This window comes from Bartonella sp. B1098, assembly GCF_944896145.1.
Classification (GTDB): Bacteria; Pseudomonadota; Alphaproteobacteria; order Rhizobiales; family Rhizobiaceae; genus Bartonella.
In genome coordinates, this window is sequence record NZ_CALYLP010000002.1 from 641,741 (window position 1) to 661,550 (window position 19,810).

Consider the following 19,810-nt stretch of genomic DNA (forward strand, 5'->3'; position numbering starts at 1 on the left):
ATTTTGATTTATGGGTTTAAATTGAACATAGAAAAAATAATTTATCATTGTAAATCAATTTATTAACAATCAAAACAAATAAGGATCAAATCAATATTTCGTCTTATTACATAAAAAGATATTGTTGCTTATTGGCACTAGCAACTTTCATACAAATGAACTATACAACGATAAGAAAGATTAAAAATACCGTAGATTTTTTTGTCTATCGTTTTATTCAATTAAAATATTTTTTATGCTTATTCTTGCTATCGATACTGCTTCAATTTATTGTGCTGTTGCACTCATTCATCATAAGTCTGTTATTGCGCGTATCGATGAGCGCATGAATAAAGGACATGCTGAAAGACTTATCGGGCAGATTACACAAATAATAACACAAGCCAATATAACGCTTGATCAAGTTGAGCGTATTGCTGTCAACGTTGGACCTGGATCGTTTACTGGTGTGCGTGTTGGTGTTGCCACGGCACGCGCTTTGGCATTAGCACTTGAGATACCAGCTGTGGGAGTGAGTGCACTTGAAGCGTTAGCAGCACAAATTACACTCCGTAAAAATACTGCATCAGCAATTACTGTTGTCATTGAAGCAGGGAGAGAGATGTTCTACCGTCAAGATTTCCATAATGATCTCACTCCTTTGGGAAAACCAAAATTACAAAAAATTGAACATATCCTCGACGATTTGCCCAAAAAAACCCAACTGACTGGCCCAGCGGCTGATATCATTGAGAAACATATTAAAAACCATAAAATAAACGAAAAAATTGTCTTGGAAAAAATCCCTTGCGAAGCAGCAGATATTGTAAACTATGCTTACCTTGCTGCAAACAAACAACCACAAAATTCGCCTCGCCCCCTCTATCTACGCAGCGCTGATGCAAAACAACAAATCAATTTTGCTTTACCACGAAAAAAATAATGTTGAAATTTTCATTGACAAAAAAGCGTTTTGGAATTGCTCCACTACACGTTAAGGATAGTGCTACTCTTCACCAAATTCATCAACATTGTTTTACCCCAGCTTGGGGGGAAAAAACTTTTGATACCTTTTTAACAGATCACTCTATTTTCGGATACAAAGTCTTTCTTATTAATCAATCTGATCAAATTTTAGGCTTTTGCCTATGCCGTCTCATTCTTGATGAAGCAGAAATCATCACAATTGCTGTCCATCCTCATTATCGTCAACAAGGAATTGCTACCCTACTTATTGATCATACAATTCGCCATCTTCACGATAAGTGCGTTATAAAATTATTTTTGGAAGTAGAATCCACAAATCTTTCTGCTTTAACCCTTTATCAACGCTTTGAATTTCAAAAAATTTCTGAACGTCTGGCCTACTACCCGTCAAAAAATGGTCGTGGTGATGCAATTATCATGCAAAAAACTTTTAAGCAAAGAGATTGAGATTTGTGTAAAAAACATTTAGAAAAGCACTATGAATGAAGTAAATCCTAAAAATACATCTCCTGCTGCTCCTAAAAAGGTTTTTATCAAAACCTATGGGTGTCAAATGAATGTTTATGATAGCCAGCGGATGACTGATAGTCTCAGTGCGCAAGGCTATGTGACAACACAAACGCCTGATGATGCCGATCTTATTCTTGTCAATACCTGTCATATTCGTGAAAAAGCAGCAGAAAAACTCTATTCTGATCTTGGTCGTTTACGTGTTATGCGTCAAGAGCGAACGCCTGATAAACCCTTGACAGTTGGTGTAACTGGTTGTGTTGCACAAGCTGAGGGAAGTGAAATCTTGCGTCGTGCTCCAACAGTGGATCTCGTTATTGGTCCGCAAATGTATCATCGCTTGCCAGAATTTTTAGAAAAAGCTAAACAAGGTAAAAAAATTATTGAAACAGATTATGCTGTTGAAGATAAATTTGCTCATTTGCCGCCTCATAATAAACGTGCAGTAAGAAAACGGGGGGTTAGCGCATTTTTAACAGTACAGGAAGGGTGCGATAAATTTTGCACTTTTTGTGTTGTTCCTTACACACGCGGTGCTGAAATATCGCGTTCTGTCGAGCAAATTACCGAAGAAGCCCGTCAACTCATTGAAGCGGGTGTTAAAGAAATTACACTGCTTGGACAAAATGTTAATGGTTGGCATGGACAAAGTGCAGATGGCAAAACCTGGCGTCTTGGTGATCTTCTTTATCATCTTGCAAAACTCGATGGTTTAAAGCGTTTGCGTTACACAACCAGCCACCCCCGTGATATGGATGATAGCCTTATTGCCGCGCATCGAGATCTTGATATGTTAATGCCTTACTTGCATCTTCCCGTTCAATCAGGCTCAGATCGCATCTTAAAAGCAATGAACCGCCAACATAAAAGCTCTTATTATCTTCATATTATCGAAAAAATTCGGGCTGCACGGCCAGATATTGCCTTTTCAGGTGATTTTATTGTAGGGTTTCCAGGGGAAACAGATGAAGACTTTGAAGAAACCATTAAGCTCATTCAACAAGTGCAATACAGTTCAGCTTATTCTTTTAAATATTCCCCCCGTCCTGGAACAGTAGGGGCCACAATGAAAAATCATGTTGATGAAGCTGTCAAAGATGCCCGACTTCAACATTTACAAGTTCTCCTCCTTGAACAGCAAAATACATTTTTGCGTTCTAAAATTGGTCAAAAAGCGGATGTTCTTATCGAAAAAACTGGACGTCACTCAGGACAAATGGTGGGACGTTCTCCTTGGCTTTTACCTGTTGTTGTGGATACAGATGCTTCTACAGGCTGTGTGGTAACAACACATATCAAAAATGTAAGCTCAAATAGTTTTGTTGGTGAAGTGACAAATAGATAAATAGGCTTCTACCATCTTGTTAACAATAAAGATTTTGGAAAACTCTTTTATTTTCAAAGAAAATAATTACATCTAAAGCATAAATTTTTATGAAAGAAAATTTGCCTTTTATAAAGTTCACTCAAAAAAATGTGTAATATTGATGTCGATATGGAGAATAAGCTGAAAGCTTCAACTGAAAAAATAAATGCTGACATTGAAAAAATTGATCCCTTGGAACGAAAAAGCGCTTCAGACATAAGTAAAGTTGTTTTGATTTTCGAAAACAATAAATATGCAAAAGCGGTTTTTGGTAAATTTGACGAAAATCTTGCTTATATTGAAAAAAAACTTAAACTTAGTATTCATCCGCGTGGTAATGAAATTTTAATCCATGGAAATATTTCTGTTATAAAACGTGCGCAATATGTATTGCAGCAGCTTTATGAGCGTGCCAAAACAGATCAAGAGCTCACTTTATCAGATATAAAAGGAGTGATTGCTATGGCGAATCTACCACAGAAGCAGAAAGAAGACACAATAACACACAAATCTGCAACGAAACGTATACCAGCACGGTTGAGTACCCATAAAAAAATAATTCATGCAAGGACTCCAATACAAGATGCTTACATACGCGCGATGGAGCATGCTGAACTTGTATTTGGTGTAGGACCAGCGGGAACAGGAAAAACGTATCTTGCTGTTGCTCATGCTGCAATGCTTCTAGAACGTGGTATCATTGAGCGAATTATTCTCTCACGTCCTGCTGTTGAAGCTGGAGAACATCTGGGGTTTCTTCCCGGTGATCTTAAAGAAAAAGTCGACCCCTATTTACGACCACTTTATGATGCTCTTTATGATATGATACCTGCAGAAAAAATAGAACGCATTTTAGCTTCTGGTGTCATAGAAATCGCTCCTCTTGCCTTTATGCGCGGGCGAACACTTGCCCATGCCGCTGTTATTCTTGATGAGGCACAAAATACCACGCCTATGCAAATGAAGATGTTCCTCACGCGTCTTGGAGAAGGAACACGTATGATTGTTACCGGGGATGTAAGCCAAATTGATTTGCCTATAGGGCAAAAATCAGGTCTTATTGAAGCAATCCGCATTCTTTCAAATGTAGAAAATATTGCCATTGTGCACTTTGATGAAAAAGATGTTGTACGCCACCCGCTTGTTGCAGCTATCGTTCATGCCTATGATCGTGATTCTGGAATACAAAATAAAAAAAAATCACGCGCATGCAATACATTAAAAAATGAATTTGATTCATCATGATTATTATTGATATAATGACTAAAAGCGCAGGGTGGAATGATGAGAAAATGCTTTATAATATCACCGAAAAAGCATTAATGGCGGTGATGCATCATGTTTCATTGGAAAATGTTGTAAGCGAGATTAGCCTGCTTTTTACGGATGATGAACATATGGCACAAATCAATGCACAATGGCGAGGTAAAAACAAATCTACCAATGTATTATCCTTTCCGGCGTTCCCAATTAAAGCTGGAAGTTCTCCTGGCCCCATGCTGGGTGATATTATTATTGCGCGAGAAACTGTTGTGCTCGAAGCAGAAAAACAAGGAAAAACATTTCAAGACCATTTAACGCATATGATTGTTCATGGTATCTTGCATCTTCTTGGCTATGACCATAAAACCGATGATGAAGCACATCAAATGGAAAAGCTCGAAAAAGAAATTCTTCAAAAGCTCTCCATCAAAGATCCTTACGCTGAGTTATCTATAAATGATAAAATTTAACTTTTAAAATCAATATGACGAGCATACCATTTAAAGCCTTTCATTTACCTATCATAAAAAGAAAGTTTAGAAGATTTTAAAACCATGGCAAACAAAATAAATGAACAAAATAATAGTCAAACATCTTCTAACAATGAAAAAGATCCCTCTCAACAGACGAATCATACAGAAAAATATTCTCTGATGAATCATTTTTTTTCATTCTTACGCGGCCGTAATTGTGCATCTACGTCACTGCGCGATGATCTTACCGTTGCACTTGCGACTAACAATGAAAAAGACACCGCCCTCTTCTCACCTGAAGAACGTACGATGCTGCATAATATTTTACGCTTGCGTGAAGCACGCGTGGATGATGTTATGATACCGCGTTCTGAAATTGAAGCATTGGAAATAAATACCTCGCTTGGAGAAGCCCTTAAATGTTTCGCAAAAATTGGTCATTCTCGCATCCCTGTTTATGCTGAAACTTTAGATGACCCGCGCGGCATGATCCATATCCGCGATATTCTTAACTATATGACTCGCTTTATTATCAACCCTACAAAAACCGAACAGAAATCCGATTTGCTTCCGTTAAACCATACAGATTTACATACCCCCATCGGTGAATTAGATTTGATCCGAACCGTTCTCTTTGTTCCAAGTTCTATGCTTGCAAGCAAATTATTAACACGAATGCAAACCACACGAACACAAATGGCTTTAGTTATTGATGAACATGGAGGAACAGATGGTCTCGTTTCAATGGAAGATATTGTTGAATTGGTCGTGGGTGATATCGAAGATGAACATGATCATGTCGACAACGCGATCGTACGCGAACACAACAATAAGTGGCTCGTTGATGCAAGAACCGAATTAGAAGATGTGGAGAAAGCTCTTGGACCTGATTTCATCGTTGGAGAATATGGTGATGAGGTTGATACTATTGGTGGTTTAATTGTCTCCATTCTTGATCGTATTCCTGCAAAAGGTGAAGTTGTCGAAGCTGTTCCTGGCTATAAATTCCGTATTTTAGAAGCTGATAAACGCCGAATTAAGCGATTGCGCATTTTTCGCATTCCAAAAAATGAAAATTTTGAAAACAATGCCATCTCTAAAGAATAGTCGAGCGTTTTTAAACAATTTTATCGTTTTTTTGTTCTCTATTACCAGCTGGAAGCGACAAGCATGGATATTTCTATGTGGTGCTCTTACTTCCCTTGCACTGCCACCCTTTTATTTAACACCTCTTTGCTTTCTCACTTTTCCCATTTTTATCGTTTTACTTGACTCAATACAATCCTCTCCAAACAATAAAAAATATTTTTTTACCTACGCTTTAAGCTGTGGAACCTTTGGTTTTAGTTATTTTATTTGCGGACTTTGGTGGCTCTGCAATGCTTTGTTGACAGATCCAGATTCTTTTGGTTGGGCGGTCCCATTAGCTATTTTATTTCCTCCTCTCTACCTTTCTCTTTATTGGTTTTTTTCTGGTTTCATTGTCGGTTTATTATGGACAAAAGGAATAGCACGCTTTTTCGTTTTAGCCTTTGCCTTAGGATTGGCCGAGTGGTTGCGTGCGTTCTTATTCACAGGATTTCCGTGGAATGCTCTTGGCTATACAGCCATGCCAACCCCGATGTTCATGCAATCTGATGCAATCGTAGGACTTTACGGAATGAATATTCTTGCTGTCTTAACCTACAGTTTGCCAACAGTTTTATTAACAAATGAAAAAAAGAAAGCAGCACTTTCTCTTTGCTTATCACTTATATTCATTCACAGTAGTTTTGGATTTTATCGTCTCCATACGATAGAGAATACAACTGAAGATCAAAAGAGCAATTATTGGGTGCGCATTATTCAACCTTCTATCCAACAAAATATAAAATTGCGTGATAATACACGAGAAGCTATATTGGAAGCGCATATGAATCTGAGTGCAACACCAATAACTGATAAAAATCCAGAACCCGATTTTATTGTATGGCCCGAAGCATCCGTTCCTTACCTTCTCTATGATAATTCATCTATCACAATGCGCATTGCCTCTCTTTTAAAACCTAAACAATGGGCTATTATCGGAGCGATACGCGCCAGTGATGATCTCCCTTATTCCCAAACACAATATTTTAATACAATTGCAGTCATTAATGCTCAAGGTAATATTTTACACACTTCCGATAAACTTCATTTGGTCCCTTTTGGTGAGTATCTTCCCTATCAGAATTTATTGGAAAAAATTGGATTGCGTATTCTCACTGATAATATTGGTGGATATAGTGCTGCACATGTACGCAAAACTGTCACAATGCTAAACGGATTTTCTTATCTACCGTTGATTTGTTATGAAGCAATATTTCCTCATGAAATGACTTTTAAAGGTTCTCCGCCTCAAGCAATCATTAATGTTACAAATGATGCATGGTTTGGTGTAACACCAGGCCCCTATCAACATCTTCAACAAGCACAGCTTCGTGCCATTGAACTGGGAATTCCCCTCATACGAGCAGCCAATAATGGAATATCAGCTGTTATTGATTCTTATGGACGAATCGTTGTAGCTCTTCAACAAAATGCTGTGGGCATTATTGATTCAAAAATTCCATTAGCCATTACCCCTATAGGAAGCAATGAATACAGAACTTTCGCTACTTTTATCTTATTCATCCTTATGCTATTGTGTCGTATTGGTTTTGGTTTTACAAAACAGCCTAAGTGATTCAAGTGCTCATTGTACGGTATTATGTTGCGTTTACCAGTAATATTGGGAAAAAATATTACATATTATTTTAATTGTATGATAAACCAACTTCGCATAAATCTGATGTTGGTTTAAAAGAAAAGTGCTGGAAATTAAAGAGTTGCATTATGACCGAAACTAGAAAAAAACCTGACCCTATCGATATCTATGTTGGAACTCGTATCCGTTTACGTCGTAATATTTTAGGACTTACTCAAGAAAAACTAGGTGAAAAATTAGGAATTACTTTTCAGCAAATTCAAAAATATGAAAAAGGAACAAACCGTATTGGTGCCAGTCGTCTTCAAGCGATAGCAGAAATTATGGATGTTCCTGTTTCTTACTTTTTTGATAAAGGTCTTACCTCTCAGCAAGTAGAGGGTTTTGCTGAAAGTGATCACAATTTTATGGACTTTTGTTCTAGCAGCGAAGGTATCCAGCTGATGCGGGCTTTTACGAATATATCTGATGCTAAAGTACGTCGAAAAATCATTGACTTGGCAAAGGCACTGTCTGAGGAAGATTTGACAGATAAGCTATAAAATAAAATTAAACTTATATTTTTTCTCTCTTGTTCATATAGATTTGCATTGACGATTTGCTGTGGAATTGGCAAACCGGATAAACTTTAGTAGGCAATTAATTGAATGATTGATTTTCTTTTTTGAAGGAGTTCCTATGCCGCATCAAGATTATCTTTTTACGAGCGAATCGGTATCGGAAGGACATCCTGATAAAATTTGTGATCGTATTTCCGATGAAATTGTTGATATGGTCTATAAAGAAGCACAAAAAACTGGTACTGATCCTTGGTTAGTGCGCGTTGCTTGTGAAACTCTCGTCAGTGTAAACCGTGTTGTTATCGCTGGTGAAGTCCGTGTTCCTGATACGCTCTTAAAAAAAGATAAAAATAAAGAATTTATCTACGATGAAACTGGCTTTCCACTTATTAATCCTACGCGTTTTCGTACGGCAGCGCGCCGTGCTATTCGTGCCATTGGCTATGAACAAGCAGGTTTCCATTGGAAAACTGTTAAAATTGATGTTCTTTTGCGCCCTCAATCCACTGACATTGCAAGAGGCGTTGATAATGCGACGGATCGGCATGGTGAAGAAGGAGCAGGTGATCAAGGCATCATGTTTGGATATGCTTGCCGTGAGACACCTGACCTTATGCCTGCGCCAATTTATTATGCGCATAAAATTCTCAAACTTCTTGCCGCAGCCCGCCATAAAGGAGAAGGAGAAACTGAGAAATTAGGACCAGATGCTAAAAGCCAAATCACCATACGCTATAAAGATGGAAAACCTATAGAGGTAACATCCATCGTTCTTTCAACGCAGCATCTTGACGAAAGTTGGGATTCCAATAAAGTCCGCACAGTCGTTGAGCCTTATATTCGTCAAGCTTTACATGATATTCCCATTGCAGCTCAATGCAGTTGGTATATTAACCCAACAGGAAAATTTGTCATTGGTGGCCCTCAAAGCGATGCTGGACTGACGGGACGCAAAATTATCGTGGATACTTACGGAGGAGCAGCCCCCCATGGAGGCGGTGCTTTTTCAGGAAAAGATACAACAAAAGTTGATCGTTCTGCAGCGTATGCAGCGCGCTATCTGGCGAAGAATATTGTTGCTGCTCATTTAGCAGAGCGGTGCACCATTCAGCTCTCCTATGCAATTGGTATCGCACAACCTTTATCGATTTATCTTAATCTTCATGGAACAGGAAAAGTCGATGAAAAAGTTATTGAAGCAGCCATTCGAAAAATAATGGACCTTTCTCCCACTGGAATTCGCAAACATCTTGATCTTAATAGACCGATCTACACAAAAACAGCGGCTTATGGTCATTTTGGGAGAAAACCAAAGCATGATGGTTCGTTTTCATGGGAAAAAATGGATCTCGTGAAAACGCTTCAAACAATGATCAAAATCCCATGATTAAACATAATACACGCAAGAGTGAAGCCTTTTTTGGACGTCGACAAGGAAAGCCACTACGAAACAGTCAACTTAAACGTATAAAAATGCTTCTCCCCAATTTTAATATTGATTTAAATGTCCCTCCTCCCTCAAATCTTACATCCTTATTTTCGAGAAAAATAAAAGAAATTCGACTTGAAATCGGCTTTGGTGGCGGTGAACATTTACTTCATGAAATGGAACATTTTCCGCAAACCGGTTTTATCGGCATCGAGCCTTTTATCAATGGCATGGCAAAAATATTGTTTTCCCTTGAACAACAGACACACTATCAAAATCATCTTCGCCTCTATAATGATGATGCTACACGCCTGCTTGATTGGCTCCCTGATAACTCACTTGATGGAATAGATCTTTTCTATCCTGATCCTTGGCCTAAAAAGAAACACTGGAAACGACGTTTCATCAACGTAAAAAATCTTAACCGTTTTGCTCGCGTTCTTAAAACGGGGAAATTTTTTCGCTTTGCGAGCGATATAGACAGTTATGTAAACTGGACCCTCTATCATTGTGCACACCATGATCACTTTGAGTGGAAAGCAGAAAGCCCCCAAGATTGGAAAACCCCTTATCCACTATGGAGAGGAACCCGCTATGAAGCAAAAGCTTTACGCGAAGGACGAACACCTACCTATCTTACCTTTATCAAGAAATAAAAGACCAAGCGCTTTTCTCATAAAGATCTTGAAAAATTTTGAATTTAAGAGTATCAATAACTAAATTCTTGGTCTTATGATGAAGAGTGGGTCGTTGGACCTGCTCTTTTTTAATATCGTAAAACTGACGAAAATAACTTGGATAAAATGTATGAACGAAGCTGAAAAAATAAGCAATCTTGATGAGCCACGTCTTTTTGAAGAAGATGGTATCGAGGCAAGGGTTGCTGCTCTTGTCATACCACTGCTTAAACCTTTAGGTTTTCGTTTGGTTCGTGTGAAGCTTCTTGGACAAAATGGTTTAACACTTCAAATTATGGTTGAACGGGCTGATGGTTCTCTAACGGTGGAAGATTGTGAAACTGTTAGTCGGACCGTTTCCCCTCTTCTTGATGTGGAAAATGTTATCGAACGCAAATATCATTTAGAAATCTCATCCCCTGGAATTGACCGCCCATTAGTAAGAAAATCCGATTTTTTTCATTGGCAAGGACATCTTGCAAAAATTGAAACCAAAATAGCCATTGATGGACGCCGAAAATTTCGCGGAAAACTCACCAATATCACGCAAGACGGATTTATTTTAAACACTGATAAAGCTGCTTACGGAGAAACCATGTATACCTCTATTTCCTTTTGTGATATCATAAGCGCTCATTTAGTGCTTACCGATCAGCTTATTCGCGATGCGTTGAAAAAGAATAAAGATTTAAGTCAACAATTCATTCCCGAAGATAATCCTACCGACTCAATACAGACGCTCAATTTAAAAAAATAATATCACTGGGAAATACCCATCGTGTGGCATAAAGAAGGAGAAAATTGATGGCTACAAGCGCTAACAGGCTTGAAATTCTGCAAATTGCAGATGCTGTTGCACGTGAAAAGTCAATCGATCGTGAAATTGTCATTTCTGCGATGGCTGACGCTATTCAGAAAGCAGCACGTTCTCGTTATGGTCAAGAAACCAATATCCGTGCTGAAATCAATTCCAAAACAGGTGAAATTAAATTACAACGTCTGCTTAAAATCGTTAATGTTGTTGAAGACTATACAACAGAAATTACTTTGTCCGATGCACTCAAACGTCAAGAAGAAGCAAAAATCGGTGATTTTTTTGCTGATCCTTTACCTCCTATGGATTTTGGACGTATCGCAGCACAATCGGCTAAACAGGTTATTGTACAAAAAGTACGCGATGCAGAGCGTGATCAGCAATATGAAGAATTCAAAAATAAAGTTGGTGAAATTATTTCTGGTACAGTCAAGCGTGTAGAATATGGCAATGTTATCGTTGATCTAGGGCGCGGTGAAGCTATTGTGCGTCGCGATGAATTAATTCCTCGTGAATCCTTCCGCTATGGAGACCGTATCCGAGCTTTTGTTAATGATGTACACCGTGAAACACGTGGACCACAAGTTTTCCTTTCACGCACACATCCTCAATTTATGGTCAAACTTTTTACGATGGAAGTTCCAGAAATTTATGATGGTATTATAGAAATCAAATCGGTTGCCCGCGATCCAGGTTCACGGGCCAAAATTGCCGTTGTTTCACGCGATGGTTCCATTGATCCTGTTGGCGCATGTGTGGGAATGCGAGGAAGCCGTGTACAGGCTGTTGTTGCAGAGTTACAAGGCGAAAAAATTGATATTATTCCTTGGTCGCCTGATGCTGCAACATTTGTCGTTAATGCACTGCAACCTGCTGAAGTTTCTAAAATCATTCTTGATGAAGATGCTGAACGCATTGAAGTCATTGTGCCGGATGACCAACTCAGCCTTGCTATTGGACGACGTGGACAAAACGTTCGCTTAGCTTCACAACTAACAGGATGGAACATTGATATTTTAACGGAAAAGGAAGAATCTGAAAATCGTCAAAAAGAATTTACTGAACGCAGTAAATTGTTTATGGAAGCCTTAGAGGTTGACGAGATGATCGGACAGGTTATGGCATCAGAGGGTTTTTCTTCTATTGAAGAAATCGCTTACATTGATCTTGAAGAAATCGCTTCTATTGATGGTTTTGACCATGATACCGCTGCGGAAATCCAAAGTCGGGCTCGCGAATATCTCGAACATCAGGAAAAAGAACTTGATGAAAAACGCAAAAAGCTTGGGGTTTCTGACGAATTGCGAACACTTCCTGGAATGACAAGTGCTATGCTGGTTGCTGTGGGTGAGGATGGTGTAAAAACAATAGAAGACTTTGCTGGCTATGCCGTTGATGATTTAGCTGGTTGGAGAGAACGTAAAGAAGGACAAACAAAGAATTTTTCTGGTATTTTAACCCCTTTTGACATTACACGCGCGGATGCAGAAGCTATGGTTTTAGCCGCACGTGTAAAAGCAGGCTGGATAGACCAAGCTGATCTTATTACAGGAAATCCTGTAGAAGATGAAAAAACAGATGATTTGGATGTGGATACACTTTAAATGAATGAACGGACTTGCATTGTGACCCGACAAAATGCTTCAGCACAAACGCTGATCCGTTTTGTTATTGGTCCCAATAACCAAATTGTTCCTGATCTTAAAGCGAATTTACCAGGGCGTGGCGTTTGGATTTCTGCCCATCACACTGTTATTGATAAAGCAATAAAACAGAAAGCTTTTCATAAAAATTTTAAAACAGAGGTTGAGGTTGCACCAAATCTTGTGCATATTGTTGATACGCTTTTACTCAAAGCTGCTCTGTCAAGCCTTTCTATGGCAAGAAAAGCAGGCGCTGTCGTGATGGGAGCAATCAAGGTTGATGCTGCTATCCGCTCTGGTCAAGTGACTCTTGTACTTCATGCTAAAGAATCAACAGAAGATGGAAAACGAAAAATTGCACAGGCCATCCATACAATACAACAACAAACAAATCGGACGATAAAAACCATATCTTTATTTACAAGTGATGAAATGCGCGTGGCTTTTGGCTCTAATCCTGTCATGCACGCAGCTTTATTGGACACAAAAGCTGCTGAAGGATTTCTTAAAACAACATATAAATTGATCAGCTATCGTGATAACAAGCATAATAAGCACGGTGAGATGACGGCACAAGCCGTGAAGGAAGTACAATGAGTGAAAATAACAACGACAAAACAACAGGCAAGAAGACACTAACTCTCAAGCGGTCTGTCTTGGAAACGAGTACGGTCAAACAAAATTTTAGCCATGGTCGTACGAAGGCTGTCGTTGTCGAAACCAAACGACGTAAAATTACGCGACCTGATGAAAAAGCTGAGACCCTGCAGCCTATTACAAAACCGCATGTTGCACCCCAGCGCTCTAAACCCCGTTTTGAAGAAAAAAAACCTCAGGAATCTGTGGCCAAAAGCAATCTTTCATCGGCTGAAATGGAAGCAAGACTTCGTGCGTTAGAAGAAGCACATATCCAAGAAAGGATAACGAGAGAACAAGCTGAAAAAGAAGCAAGACGCGCTAAAGAGCGTGAAGAAATTTTAAAGCAAGAAATCAAAGAAAAAGAAATACTTCAAAAACAAGAAGAAGAAAAATCGCTAGTACAGATTCCACCTATTTTTTCTGAGTCTCCCCTCATCGAAAAGACAGATATTCCTCTTACGCTTAAAAACACAACTGTGATTGAAAAACGCAAAATAGATGAAAATAAAGAGGAAGAATGGCATAGCCGACGTGCTAATCCTGCTAAATCAGAAATACGTGCACCAAAAATTGTCAAAGGAGCTGATGAACGGCGCCGTGGAAAACTGACTCTTAATAGCGCATTAGACGAAGAAGGGAGTGCACGGGGGCGCTCAATGGCTGCAATGCGACGCAGACAGGAAAAGTTTAAGCGTGCACAAAACCAAGAACCAAGAGAAAAAATTTCTCGCGAGGTTGTTCTTCCTGAAACAATTACCATTCAAGAACTCGCACAACGTATGACTGAGCGTTCTGTTGATGTCATTAAATTTTTAATGAAACAAGGACAAATGATGAAACCTGGCGATGTTATTGATGCAGATGTTGCTGAACTCATCGCTGTTGAATTTGGTCATACTGTTAAACGTGTTTTAGAATCTGACGTAGAGGAAGGTATCTTTAATATAACGGATAATCCTCAAAATATGCAGCCGCGTCCCCCTGTTGTAACCATTATGGGCCATGTTGACCACGGAAAAACTTCTCTTCTGGATGCAATTCGCAAAGCCAATGTTGTTTCTGGTGAAGCAGGTGGCATTACGCAGCATATTGGGGCCTATCAAGTAGAACAAAATGGTCAAAAAATTACTTTTATTGATACACCAGGGCATGCAGCATTTACTGCTATGCGTGCCCGTGGAGCTCGTGTTACCGATATTGCCGTTCTTGTTGTCGCCGCTGATGATAGTGTTATGCCGCAGACGATTGAATCAATTAATCACGCCAAAGCTGCTGGTGTCCCTATTATTGTTGCTATCAACAAAATTGATAAACCAGCTGCAAATGCACAAAAAGTGCGTACAGAACTTTTACAACATGAAGTGTTTGTTGAGACGATGGGTGGTGAGACTTTGGATGTTGAAGTTTCCGCTAAAACGGGTCAAAATCTTGATAAACTTCTCGAAGCTATCCTGCTTCAAGCTGAAATGCTTGATCTGAAAGCAGATTCTGAGCGAACTGCAGAGGGCGTTGTCATTGAAGCTAAACTCGATCGTGGACGTGGATCTGTTGCAACTGTTCTTGTTCAAAAAGGGACATTACATCCTTCTGATATTATTGTTGCGGGAAATGAATGGGGGCGTGTGCGCGCTTTGATTGACGATCATGGTCGCCATGTCAAAGAAGCCGTTCCTTCTACGCCTATTGAAATTTTAGGCATGCAAGGTACTCCACAAGCTGGAGACCGTTTTGCTGTTGTCACGCATGAAGCAAAAGCACGGGAAATTTCTGAATATCGCCAACGATTAGCACGTGACAAAGCTGTTGCTCGACAAACTGGTTCACGTGGTTCTCTTGAACAGATGATGACAAAATTGCAAACGGCTGGTGTTAAGGAATTTTCCCTTATTATTAAAGGAGATGTGCAAGGATCCATTGAAGCAATCGCTTCGGCATTGGAGAAACTAGGAAATGATGAGGTTCGTGCGCGTGTTGTACATTCTGGTGCTGGAGGAATTACCGAAAGTGATATTTCTCTTGCGGAAGCTTCTAACTCAGCTGTGATTGGTTTTAATGTTCGAGCCAATAAACAGGCGCGTGATTTTGCTAAAACACAAGGAATTGAAATTCGTTATTATAACATCATTTATGATCTTGTTGATGATATCAAAGCGGCTATGTCTGGTCTCCTCTCACCAGAACAGCGTGAAACATTCCTTGGTAATGCTGAAATTTTAGAAGTCTTTAACATTACAAAAATCGGAAAAGTCGCTGGATGTCGTGTTACAGAAGGTAAAATAGAACGAGGAGCCGGTATTCGCCTTATCCGTGATAATATCGTTATTCATGAAGGAAAACTGAAAACACTCAAACGCTTTAAGGATGAAGTCAATGAAGTGCAAAGTGGTCAAGAATGTGGAATAGCCTTTGAAAATTATGAAGATATGCGCGCAGGAGACATCATTGAGACCTTCCGTATCGAACATATTAATCGCACGTTATAAAATAATTCAATAACTTTACTCTGTTTTAAAATGAGAAAAATTATTGCGATTCTATACACAATGTCTCTTTTTTTCCTTATCTGGATGATTAAGAAAAGAGGTCTTGGAGCAAGGATAAAACTTTGATGAAAAATGCAGGGCCATCACAACGGCAACTTAGAGTAGCAGAGCAAGTCCGTCATGCAGTAGCGCATATACTACAACGTGATATTTTGCTTGATGATGTTTTGAAGGATGTTGTTATTTCTATCTCTGAAGTGCGTATGTCTCCAGATTTAAAAATTGCTACTTGCTTTGTATCACCTCTCAGCAAGCTTAAAAATGCTTCCCATATCGATGTCGTTGATACCCTCAATAAATATAGTCGTTTTCTCCGTGGAGAAATCAGTCATGCGTTGAGACAAATGAAATATATGCCAGAACTACGTTTCCGCCTTGATAATAGTTTTGATAATTTTTCAAAAATTGACGCTCTGCTTCGCTCGCCTGAGGTTGCACGCGACCTTCATCGTGATAAAGATGAGGATTAAAAGGATGACATGGCAACGCAAAAAAAAAGGGCGTCCTGTTTCTGGCTGGGTCATATTTGATAAACCCAAAGGAATGAAATCAACAGAAGCTGTCTCACAAATCAAATGGCTCTTTCATGCGCAAAAAGCAGGGCATGCGGGTACACTTGATCCTCTTGCTTCTGGTCTTCTCCCCATTGCCTTGGGCGAAGCAACCAAAACCGTTCCTTACGTGATGCAAGGCAAAAAAACTTACCGTTTCCATATTGCTTGGGGACAAGAGCGATCAACAGATGATCGAGAAGGAGAAATAACGAAAACATCTCTCAAACGTCCAACACAAGAAGAAATACTTTCTCTTCTTCCTCAATATACAGGTGTTATTTTGCAAACACCTCCACAATTTTCAGCGATCAAAATTGCTGGAAATCGCGCTTATGATCTAGCGCGAGAAGGAGAAGTCGTTGAAATTGCGCCCCGTGAAGTGGAAATAAAAACTTTCGAATTAATAGAAATGCCTACCAAAGAGTCTTCTGTCTTTGAAATAACCTGCGGAAAAGGAACTTATGTGCGCTCGCTAGCACGCGATATGGGACGAGATCTGGGTTGCTATGGGCATATCGCTGATTTAAGACGTATTGCCGTCGCACCTTTTGATGAAGAGGATCTCATTACATGGGATGAACTAAAAACAGCAATATCACCCAATAAAAACACCACAGATGAAAATCAGAATTCTTTTGAAAGAGACTTCTCAACACTCGATGAACTGTTAATTGAAACGGGAGCTGCATTAGATTGTCTCCCTCATTATCCGCTTACCGGAAGCCAAGCGCAGAGAGTTATGAGGGGGCATTCTATTCCTTTATGTACTGATAAAACACCTCTTGATGAAGAGGAGGTTTGTCTCCTCTATAAGGAACAACTTCTTGCTATTGGCATTCTCGGCAAAGGTCTATTTAAACCAAAGCGGATTTTCACAATTTGAGTGATTTTTTCTTATAACCATCTCTTGTTGAAAGATCTTATTCCCTATAAGATTAAGAGAAATATTTTGCTTTTCATCTCTCTACACTCATCTTATTCATATCAAGATTTAAAAACAGTGCGATAAGCCAAAACCATTATACACTGTGTTATCCCTTAATGTCATAACCCTCGTCTTTGAGAAACTTTATAAGAAGCTTTTTTATTTCTTTTTCAATCGTTTTTACCTATACGTTTGCGCCCATTTTTAATGTGCAAAAAAACAATTCGGATTGATTCAATATAAATAAGATCAATAGATTTAAAATGAGATAAGCTTTAATTTTTAAGGGTATCACTTAACATAAAAAATGACAAAAATATCATTATAAATCAACTCATTAATCACAAAAGTACTTATTTTTTTGTGTTTATGCTAACCAATTGATCTAAAGAATATAACAACCATATTAAAAAACTGTTCTAATCTTAAGGAAGATGATCAGAAGGAACTTTTAAAAGCATCTCATTGACTTGAGGTATTGTCTGTCGTTCAATCATGCGGTGCACTCTTATACCGTTAGGAGCGCAATTTAAATGACGCAAACGCTTATTAACTTCAGCATCCGCTTTTGTACGACGATGATTATGGCGTAAATAATCTACCCATGTTGGCATATGGTAAGCCTCTGTCCAATATTGGGGTCTTTCTAGATCTCGTAAAAGAACCCATTGACGCGCACCATCACGTAAACGAATATGGCGTCGACGCGTCATCACTTTGAGAAACTCTTCCAGATCATTTTCATGAATTTGATAATCGATCATGATCATGATCGGGCCACTTCTTGCTTTTAGGTCGAGTAAGAGTTCTGGCTCTCTAAAATGATCAAGAGGATTCAAATCTATTTGAGGAATTTCTTGAATTCTAAATTTTACTCCCGCAAGAGCCCCAACAATCAAGAATAGAGAACAAACACTCAAAGCAATTGTTGGAGAATAACCATCCGCCAAAGCTCCCCAAATTGCACTTCCAACAGCCATCCCCCCATAAGATGCCGTTTGATAAAGTGCTAAAGCACGCGCAACAACCCAGCGTGGTGTAGAGAGTTGGACAGATATATTAAACAATGATAATGCCAAAACCCAACTTAGGCCTGCAGGAAATAAAGCAATATGGCTTACAATCAATGAGCGGCTTATTCCCAATAAAAAACAAGAAACGGCAAAACCAATAAATGCACTTGCAATAATTGTTTCTGAACGAAAATGATGCCGTGCAAATGCATTAATAATCCCTGCTGTCATGGCTCCTAACCCAAAACAACCAAGCAATGTACCATAAAGAAAGGCACTTCCTCCGAGAACTTTATGCGCAACAATTGGCAAAAGGGCTAAAATCGAAATCGCCCCTATACCAAAAAGGAACGCTCGGACCATAATACTCAGGAGATTAGGCGACATCGCAACATAACGCAAACCATCTGAAACAGCCCCTAACAGCCTTTCTCTTGGTAATGGGTTGTTTTCATCATTCGACCTCCAGAAAAATAATGCACCAATAAGAGGAATATAGCTTATAGCATTAAACAAAAAAGCAGCAGAAGCCCCCAAAGTTGCAATGATGGCTCCCCCAATAGCAGGACCAACACTGCGCATCAAATTAAAACCGACACTATTCAAACTAACAGCAGCAGGAATATTTTCCCTGCTCACAATATCTCCTATCGTTGCTTGCCAAGAAGGATTATAAAAGGCTGTGCCACATCCAATCAAAAACGTAAAAAATAACAAAAGCCAAGGTGTTAGAAATCCCATATAGGCTAAAACAGATAAGATCATGGAGATAACCATCATCATAATCTGTGCGTTCAACATAATTTGACGCCGATTAAAATTGTCCGCTAATGCCCCTGCCATCAAAGAAAACATAACAAGTGGTAATGTTGTCGCACTCTGAACAAGCCCAACCATGGAATGCGAAGAACTAATTAACGCCATTAACCACCCTGCTCCAACAGCCTGTATCAGCCCCCCTAAATTAGAAATAAGAGTAGAAGACCATAAATTTCGAAATACCGAATTACGAAAAAGCTTGAATGTTGAAATGCTCAGCATCTTTTCCCTCCAAATCGGTATTTATTACTTTTGTTACCACACACACGTTCATAATCTTTGTATCAAAAGGATGCATAAATCTTTAAAAAAATTTCTCATAACACCCTATTTAAATCAATATTTCAAAACAAAAGCCTTTATTTAAAGAAAGGCTTCAAAATGCTGTCAAGGACTAGTATTTTAACCTTCTTTCCTATATAAGAGCGAAAATAGGTAAGAGTCTTCGACTCTTCTTATTTCCTCGCAGACCCTGGCTGAACGACATCTCGGCTATGGGTGACTTTATGTTTCTTCGTTTTTTGAAAGGATAATACGATGTCGATTACAGCTGAACGTAAACAAGCTCTTGTCGCAGAATACGCAAATAAAGCTGGTGATACAGGATCACCAGAAGTACAGATTGCTGTACTTTCTGAACGTATTTCTAATTTAACAAACCACTTTAAATCTCACAAAAAAGATAATCATTCTCGTCGTGGTCTTTTAAAGATGGTGTCTCAACGTCGGCGTCTTCTTGATTATCTTAAAGGAGTTGACCAAAATCGTTATCAGACACTTATCAAAAAGTTAGGTTTGCGTCGCTAAAAGAAAAATGGGGTGGTGTAGAAAAAAACCACCCATTTTTTCAATAGGTTGCTTTTCGTTAAAAATTTTAAAAACTGACACGTT

At 39.0% G+C, this 19,810-nt stretch carries 18 protein-coding genes; 17 read left to right on the plus strand and 1 reads right to left on the minus strand.

What is annotated here, in order from left to right; all coding sequences use genetic code 11:
- The first annotated feature begins 235 nt into the window (after positions 1-235).
- The 16 genes from tsaB to truB all read left to right on the plus strand — a co-directional run bounded on the left by tsaB (position 236) and on the right by truB (position 17,045).
- Positions 236-922 carry a tRNA (adenosine(37)-N6)-threonylcarbamoyltransferase complex dimerization subunit type 1 TsaB gene (gene tsaB / locus NNJ85_RS02810; RefSeq protein ID WP_254473378.1) on the plus strand — a complete coding sequence of 229 codons (687 nt, stop codon included), beginning with the start codon at positions 236-238 and terminating at the stop codon, positions 920-922.
- The gene (gene rimI, locus NNJ85_RS02815; RefSeq protein ID WP_254473379.1) at positions 922-1,413 is read left to right on the plus strand and encodes a ribosomal protein S18-alanine N-acetyltransferase; all 492 of its coding nucleotides are present in this window, start codon (positions 922-924) and stop codon (positions 1,411-1,413) included. The genes tsaB and rimI overlap by 1 nt, the downstream gene beginning before the upstream one ends.
- Positions 1,414-1,444: 31 nt before the next feature.
- Positions 1,445-2,821 carry a tRNA (N6-isopentenyl adenosine(37)-C2)-methylthiotransferase MiaB gene (gene miaB, locus NNJ85_RS02820; protein ID WP_254473380.1) on the plus strand — a complete coding sequence of 459 codons (1,377 nt, stop codon included), beginning with the start codon at positions 1,445-1,447 and terminating at the stop codon, positions 2,819-2,821.
- Between the two features lie 129 nt (positions 2,822-2,950).
- Positions 2,951-4,087, plus strand: a complete 1,137-nt coding sequence (locus NNJ85_RS02825) for a PhoH family protein (RefSeq protein WP_254473382.1) — start codon at positions 2,951-2,953, stop codon at positions 4,085-4,087.
- Entirely contained in the window at positions 4,084-4,575 is a 492-nt protein-coding gene (ybeY, locus tag NNJ85_RS02830; RefSeq protein WP_254473384.1) for an rRNA maturation RNase YbeY, read from the plus strand. The genes NNJ85_RS02825 and ybeY overlap by 4 nt, the downstream gene beginning before the upstream one ends.
- 84 nt (positions 4,576-4,659) lie before the next feature.
- A complete protein-coding gene (locus NNJ85_RS02835) occupies positions 4,660-5,685 on the plus strand; it encodes a hemolysin family protein (protein WP_254473386.1) in 1,026 nt (341 codons plus the stop codon).
- Entirely contained in the window at positions 5,648-7,282 is a 1,635-nt protein-coding gene (gene lnt / locus NNJ85_RS02840) for an apolipoprotein N-acyltransferase (protein ID WP_254473388.1), read from the plus strand. Before NNJ85_RS02835 ends, lnt begins: the two co-directional genes overlap by 38 nt.
- A gap of 149 nt (positions 7,283-7,431) precedes the next feature.
- The gene (locus NNJ85_RS02845) at positions 7,432-7,845 is read left to right on the plus strand and encodes a helix-turn-helix domain-containing protein (RefSeq protein WP_005774131.1); all 414 of its coding nucleotides are present in this window, start codon (positions 7,432-7,434) and stop codon (positions 7,843-7,845) included.
- A 136-nt stretch (positions 7,846-7,981) separates the two neighbouring features.
- Entirely contained in the window at positions 7,982-9,250 is a 1,269-nt protein-coding gene (gene metK, locus NNJ85_RS02850; RefSeq protein WP_254473390.1) for a methionine adenosyltransferase, read from the plus strand.
- Positions 9,247-9,948 (plus strand): tRNA (guanine(46)-N(7))-methyltransferase TrmB, encoded by a 702-nt coding sequence (locus NNJ85_RS02855; protein ID WP_254473392.1) that lies wholly within the window; start codon positions 9,247-9,249, stop codon positions 9,946-9,948. Before metK ends, NNJ85_RS02855 begins: the two co-directional genes overlap by 4 nt.
- A gap of 151 nt (positions 9,949-10,099) precedes the next feature.
- On the plus strand, positions 10,100-10,726 hold the full coding sequence (rimP, locus tag NNJ85_RS02860) for a ribosome maturation factor RimP (RefSeq protein WP_254473394.1): 627 nt from the start codon (positions 10,100-10,102) through the stop codon (positions 10,724-10,726).
- Between the two features lie 47 nt (positions 10,727-10,773).
- Positions 10,774-12,387, plus strand: a complete 1,614-nt coding sequence (gene nusA, locus NNJ85_RS02865; protein WP_254473395.1) for a transcription termination factor NusA — start codon at positions 10,774-10,776, stop codon at positions 12,385-12,387.
- A complete protein-coding gene (locus NNJ85_RS02870) occupies positions 12,388-13,023 on the plus strand; it encodes an RNA-binding protein (RefSeq protein WP_254473396.1) in 636 nt (211 codons plus the stop codon). It begins immediately after the preceding gene.
- A complete protein-coding gene (gene infB, locus NNJ85_RS02875) occupies positions 13,020-15,548 on the plus strand; it encodes a translation initiation factor IF-2 (RefSeq protein ID WP_254473397.1) in 2,529 nt (842 codons plus the stop codon). The genes NNJ85_RS02870 and infB overlap by 4 nt, the downstream gene beginning before the upstream one ends.
- Positions 15,549-15,673: 125 nt before the next feature.
- Entirely contained in the window at positions 15,674-16,078 is a 405-nt protein-coding gene (rbfA, locus tag NNJ85_RS02880; protein ID WP_254473398.1) for a 30S ribosome-binding factor RbfA, read from the plus strand.
- A 4-nt stretch (positions 16,079-16,082) separates the two neighbouring features.
- Entirely contained in the window at positions 16,083-17,045 is a 963-nt protein-coding gene (gene truB, locus NNJ85_RS02885) for a tRNA pseudouridine(55) synthase TruB (protein ID WP_254473399.1), read from the plus strand.
- A gap of 467 nt (positions 17,046-17,512) precedes the next feature.
- Here the strand turns inward: truB and NNJ85_RS02890 are convergent, their stop codons facing one another.
- Positions 17,513-19,141: an MFS transporter gene (locus NNJ85_RS02890; protein ID WP_254473400.1), complete on the minus strand. Its 1,629-nt coding sequence runs from the start codon at positions 19,139-19,141 to the stop codon at positions 17,513-17,515.
- Between the two features lie 315 nt (positions 19,142-19,456).
- On the opposite strand from NNJ85_RS02890, the gene rpsO reads away from it, so the two are divergent.
- Positions 19,457-19,726, plus strand: a complete 270-nt coding sequence (rpsO, locus tag NNJ85_RS02895) for a 30S ribosomal protein S15 (protein ID WP_254473402.1) — start codon at positions 19,457-19,459, stop codon at positions 19,724-19,726.
- Positions 19,727-19,810 lie beyond the last annotated feature (84 nt).

Excerpts from the sequence above, each read along its gene's own strand:
- NNJ85_RS02845 (WP_005774131.1), top strand. The coding sequence starts at position 7,432 with ATGACCGAAACTAGAAAAAAACCTGACCCTATCGATATCTATGTTGGA.
- rpsO (WP_254473402.1), top strand. The coding sequence starts at position 19,457 with ATGTCGATTACAGCTGAACGTAAACAAGCTCTTGTCGCAGAATACGCA.
- truB (WP_254473399.1), top strand. The coding sequence starts at position 16,083 with ATGACATGGCAACGCAAAAAAAAAGGGCGTCCTGTTTCTGGCTGGGTC.
- nusA (WP_254473395.1), top strand. The coding sequence starts at position 10,774 with ATGGCTACAAGCGCTAACAGGCTTGAAATTCTGCAAATTGCAGATGCT.
- NNJ85_RS02890 (WP_254473400.1), bottom strand. The coding sequence starts at position 19,141 with ATGCTGAGCATTTCAACATTCAAGCTTTTTCGTAATTCGGTATTTCGA.
- miaB (WP_254473380.1), top strand. The coding sequence starts at position 1,445 with ATGAATGAAGTAAATCCTAAAAATACATCTCCTGCTGCTCCTAAAAAG.
- NNJ85_RS02835 (WP_254473386.1), top strand. The coding sequence starts at position 4,660 with ATGGCAAACAAAATAAATGAACAAAATAATAGTCAAACATCTTCTAAC.
- infB (WP_254473397.1), top strand. The coding sequence starts at position 13,020 with ATGAGTGAAAATAACAACGACAAAACAACAGGCAAGAAGACACTAACT.
- NNJ85_RS02870 (WP_254473396.1), top strand. The coding sequence starts at position 12,388 with ATGAATGAACGGACTTGCATTGTGACCCGACAAAATGCTTCAGCACAA.
- ybeY (WP_254473384.1), top strand. The coding sequence starts at position 4,084 with ATGATTATTATTGATATAATGACTAAAAGCGCAGGGTGGAATGATGAG.
- tsaB (WP_254473378.1), top strand. The coding sequence starts at position 236 with ATGCTTATTCTTGCTATCGATACTGCTTCAATTTATTGTGCTGTTGCA.
- lnt (WP_254473388.1), top strand. The coding sequence starts at position 5,648 with ATGAAAATTTTGAAAACAATGCCATCTCTAAAGAATAGTCGAGCGTTT.
- metK (WP_254473390.1), top strand. The coding sequence starts at position 7,982 with ATGCCGCATCAAGATTATCTTTTTACGAGCGAATCGGTATCGGAAGGA.
- rimP (WP_254473394.1), top strand. The coding sequence starts at position 10,100 with ATGAACGAAGCTGAAAAAATAAGCAATCTTGATGAGCCACGTCTTTTT.
- rimI (WP_254473379.1), top strand. The coding sequence starts at position 922 with ATGTTGAAATTTTCATTGACAAAAAAGCGTTTTGGAATTGCTCCACTA.
- rbfA (WP_254473398.1), top strand. The coding sequence starts at position 15,674 with ATGAAAAATGCAGGGCCATCACAACGGCAACTTAGAGTAGCAGAGCAA.
- NNJ85_RS02855 (WP_254473392.1), top strand. The coding sequence starts at position 9,247 with ATGATTAAACATAATACACGCAAGAGTGAAGCCTTTTTTGGACGTCGA.
- NNJ85_RS02825 (WP_254473382.1), top strand. The coding sequence starts at position 2,951 with ATGTGTAATATTGATGTCGATATGGAGAATAAGCTGAAAGCTTCAACT.